Annotated in this window: 1 protein-coding gene; it reads left to right on the top strand. The window is 42.6% G+C overall.

What is annotated here, in order from left to right; translation table 11 throughout:
* Positions 1 to 448: 448 nt before the first annotated feature.
* On the top strand, positions 449 to 5,457 hold a 5,009-nt coding region (locus EKM76_RS12660; protein WP_191986921.1), incomplete at its 3' end, for a mucin-binding protein.

Raw genomic sequence — 5,457 nt, 5'->3', positions numbered from 1 at the left:
CAAGGAATCCAAGACGCGCTTAACCACCGGCCACGTCGGAGCTTGAACTACAACTGCGCCAGTGAACTATTCATTGATTTAGATGATTAACTATACCAATTTATAAGAATAGGTCGATACTGTTGCACTTGATTTGACAATTTGGGGACTCTTTTTTTATCGTTTAAATCAAAAATTTTGGACAGAGGTTTTGATAAATATAGTGGTAGAAGTCACATTAATAGCCAGTTTTAAAAATAAATAAAATGTTTTTGAGTTTTTAATTATCCCTTTTGGACAGTGATTATTGCCCGAACAGTTATTGAATAAAAATCTTTTAAATTATAAGCTTGATATCACAGAAAGAAGGCGGTTACAAAAAAGATAATCGATTAAGCAATAAATGATTTAAAAAAATGGGTGTAATATCTGGATATTATTTTCATAATACCGAGAGGGAGTTTTTAAAATGGGCAAAAACAATAGATTAAGAAATGCTACTAAAATTGATCAGCATTATAAGATGTACAAAGATGGGAAAAATTGGGTTTTTGCGGGGATTGCTATGCTTTCGTTGGGGATTGGCTTAGCAGCGCAACCAGATAAGGTTCATGCGGCGCAAAGTACCGCGCCAACGACAGAGCTGACGCCAGCAAGTAGTGATGCGGACGCCGAAACTGCCGACGCCACAGAAGTAGTTGCTACGGATACAGCGGGAACAACTGCCCCGGCTCTAGCTACAGAGAACGTTGATGTAGCTACCCCGGCCCCAGTTACTGATGTTACCGAACCAGCAACACCAGCTGAAAATGTTGAAACGACTATTCAACCAGTTACAACTGAAACAGTAACCGATCAGGCGGACGCGACACAGGTTGATAACGCTACGACCGTTACATCAGTAGAAAATACTGATGGATCTGTTCCAGCTGCAACCGATACGCCAGCCACGAATTTAGTGAATCCAACTAATACAGAACTCGAAGCTGCTAAAGCAGGCGCTAAGGCAACTTATGAGCAAACTAATCAACCAGTAATAGTTACTGCTGTCGCTGCAACGGTCCCTGTAGATACAACTAGCCAGAGTTATAAAAATGGTTATGCGCAAGCTAGTTATGATATTGTCAACAAAAAAGGATTAGCTGCTACAGCAAACAATGTTGGCGTAGCAGGTTCAATAACTCTTGTACCAGGTGGTTATACAACTTTACGGAATTTATATGGCTTAGGTAAAGTATATGAGGCTGGGCGGATTGCCAATGGTGTTGACACGTCGAAGGATGTGCATTTAAATGTATCACCTGAAACTGTTGGCCAAAGCGTTTTACTTCCTTACCCCCAAGTCCATGCTGATATTTTAGCAATGCCAAAAACGGCAACGCCATACGGCATTGACATCACTGATCCAAAGGCTTGGTGGGTCGATAGTGTTGATGTTGACAATAATTTTCTCGGGTTTGGCGGTACTGATAACGCACCCGATCATCTTGATGATGCTAATTATCAGGCTGGTTATCAGGCATATATTAAATTATGGGCTAAAGCGCAAGATGCCTATTTTACCGCTTTAGGAGAGGGGTTAAAGGATCAGCCAAGCTTATATGCAAATTCAATTGCCTATAATAAGGACGCTGTGTCTGGTAGCAATATGCCGGCAGACGTATTGGGTATTGCCTCTAATGCACTTAATTCTGCACTTGCCTCAAATGATAAAAAGAATATTTGGACGATCTATCAGAATGCCGCTATCGCTGCTATGAAAACTGTCCAAGACATAAATTCGCCAAATTATGTTGCTGGTGCCGCTAATTCTAATGCAGTCAAAGCAATCAGCGACACATTATGGCAATTAAATCAAGCTTTTGCGGCTTATATTCCGATGTTCCAGCCAGCGATTCAGTCTTATATGGAAAAAGCGATTCTGGGTAATCCGGTATCGTTAGGCGGCCAAAATGATTGGGATGTCCAATTTTTAAATGATGGCACGACGTTTGCGGATATCACGTACACTATTATGAATGGATACGCCTATCAGGATCTTGGAGCACTTGCCACGCAAATTGGTGATGTCCCATTCGCATCAATCTTCTTCTCGCAGTATATAACTAACGTTTATACTTCAATACGTAACACTATTGAAAGAGCGGACTATATTGCGGGTATCGATGGCGAAAATGATTATCTGCATGATCTGTTGCAAAATACGACCGCATTTAATCCAAGCACGCCACTTGCTAACCTGAAGACGACCATTGTTGAAGGTAAAGATTTACTTTCAGATCGTAATGGTGGTAAGTTGGCGTTATTTACCGATAATCATGGTGCCCAAGATACCACGAAATTAGCCCATGATGGTTTTTACATGACGACGGCGACGTACCTGAATAATAATACCGTCAACATTAAGCAAGCAGCCTTCCAAGCAGCGATTAGTGGTAAACCACAAGATGCTAGTGCTTATTTGTTAACTAAAACCAATACAATGGTTACCAATCTTAATTCCGCCGGAAAATCGCAGTCGGCTACAGTTGTCTTAGATAATAAAGGAAACCAATATTCAGATTATTCTAATAACCTGACTAATACGAATAATTTAATTAAAGCGGTTTACGATGCTGAATATCAAGCGGTTCAAAAAGCAATGGCTGATTATCAAGCTAATCCAACTACGACTGGAAAAAAGAGTTATAAAATCGTCTATACTCAATATTCAGATGACTCGTATTCTTCTAAATGGGTATTGGATACCGACCCCAAAGTAGCACCAGGGACATTCATGTGGATCAGCCCAGTTTCGATGAATGATACTAAAAACTGGTATACCCCACACATTGGTGAATCAACCCTTACTTCTTATAATAGTGCTGGTAAAAATGATACAAGCGGCAGTATTTATACCTCGTATGCGTTAGACGTATCAGATTATAATAATATGTTTAACTATTTAGTGGCGACTAAAGCATCTTCAGCAACCGTCACCTATGTAACCAAGGACGGTAAAATCGTTGCTAATCAGGGTATTGTTGGGAAAATCAGTGATCCGGCAGTTAATTACGTTATCGCTGCACCAGCTGGTTTTAAAGTTGATGACCCAAACTATCCTAACTATAAAGTTGGGGACACCATTTCAATTAAGTTGACTGATGATAATACTGACGACAAAACGATCCAAGTTGTGGCAATCATTTATACACCGGGTAGCCCAGGTGAGATTACCGGTACCGGCGTCACTTATCTAACGGGGAATGCCCACGAAACAATCACCTATGTTGCCGGTAAAGGTGCTGCTGAAAAGGACTTGCCAGTCAATACAGCAGTCAGTGCGACTGATCCACTTTATGGGACGCACATATTTGCGAATTCAACTGTGAAGGTTTACCGGACAGCACATTTAGACAATGACGGTGCGGTAATTTACTCAAATTGGACAACCAACGCTACTGGTACGGCAACCGCTAATGATACAGTCGCTGATGGTGCAGTTATCAAAGCCTATACACCAGTAAATGCTAAACCTGGCTATTCGCATATTGTAACTGCAACAACCATTAACACTAAAAATGTTGATTTAAACGGCAATCCAATTGCCGCTAACGCGAACATTACCGCTGCATCATTAGGGACGGTTCGGGCCACTAATCCGGCTGATAATCCAGTACCTGGTGATGACGATAACCAATATCTAGGTAAAGAAACCGAGGAAAAATTTGACGTTGCGCGGACAGTTGAAGTAAAAGCTGACACGTTTATCCAAAATGAAGACGTCAAAGTAGCCCAAACAATTCATTATACTGGCGCTGGCGCAGCTACGCCGGGCGATGTTGTTCAATGGGTAACGTATAAATCTGTTACCAACGAGAACACTGGTAAAACCGCATTTACACCTCAAGGTAATTATGGTGCGGTCAACAGTCCCAAGATTTTAGGCTACACGCCAGATAAATTGACTGTAGCAGCGGTCATTCCTGCGGCGGTTACCTTAGGCAAAGGTGAAACACTGCAAGGGACAACAATTGTCGTTAATTATGTTGAGAACAAAACGGTCATAGTTAACCCAACTGATCCGAAACAACCAGGCACGCCAATTGATCCTAACAATCCAACTGGACCGACGTATCCCGGAGGAGTGGCTGAAAATGATCTGAATAAAACGGTTAGTCGGACCATTACGTACAACGTGGTGACTGATCCAGCATTGCCAACTGTTACCACACCAAAGACCATTACGCAAAGCGGTAAATATACGCGGACGGCAACCGTTGACGCTGAAACCGGTGAATTCTTGCGGTACGGTGAATGGACGTTAAGTACTAATACCGACAGTGACAAGACTAATGATGGTTTTACTGCCGTAACGAGTCCAAAATTAGTCGGGTATACGGCTGATAAGAACGTGGCCGCTGTATCATTAGATAATACTGCAGTTGATGGCTTCAAAGCCGATTCAGCTAATGTCGCGATCACTTACAAAACTAACGGTGGAATCGTTGTCCAACCAACTGATCCGAAAGACCCAACCAAGCCAATCGATCCGAATAATCCAGAAGGGCCTAAATTCCCCGAAGGTGTGGCTGAAAATGATCTGAATAAAACGGTTAGTCGGACCATTACGTACAACGTGGTGACTGATCCAGCGTTGCCAACTGTTACCACACCAAAGACCGTTACGCAAAGCGGTAAATATACGCGGACGGCAACCGTTGATGGCAAGACTGGTGAATTAATCAGTTACGGTAAATGGACATTACGGACTAATACGGACGCTGACAACACTAATGATGGTTTTACATTGGTAACGAGTCCAAAATTAGCTGGTTATACGGCCGACAAAGACGCTACTTTGATAAAACTGACTAGTACCCAAGTAGATAATTTTGTGGCTAATACAAGCGACGTTAAAGTCACTTACAATAGTAACGGTGGCATTATCGTTCAACCAACTGATCCAAAGGACCCAACCAAGCCGATCGATCCAAATAATCCTGAAGGACCTAAGTACCCAGAAGGGGTCAGTGAAAGTGATCTGAACAAGACGGTCAGTCGGACGATCACCTATAACGTAGTCACTGATCCTGATTTACCAACAGTTACAACGCCAAAGACGGTTACCCAAACGGGTAAGTATACGCGGACGGCAACGGTTGATTCGAAGACTGGCGAATTGCTCGGTTATAGTGACTGGACGTTAAGCACGAACACGGATGATGACAAGACTAATGATGGTTTTACCGCCGTAACGAGTCCTGAATTAAAAGGTTACTCCGCTGATAAAGACGCTGCAGCTGTATCATTAGACAATGCCGCAGTCGATGGCTTTAAAGCTGATTCTGCTAACATTACGGTCACTTACACCAATAATGGTGGCACCACAGTTGAACCAACGGATCCACAAGAACCAGGTACACCGATCGATCCAACGGATCCGGAAGGGCCTAAGTACCCAGAAGGGGTCAGTGAAAGTGATCTGAACAAGACGGT

This window comes from Loigolactobacillus zhaoyuanensis (assembly GCF_003946385.1).
GTDB lineage: Bacteria > Bacillota > Bacilli > Lactobacillales > Lactobacillaceae > Loigolactobacillus > Loigolactobacillus zhaoyuanensis.
This window is presented reverse-complemented; position numbering and strand designations above follow the sequence as displayed.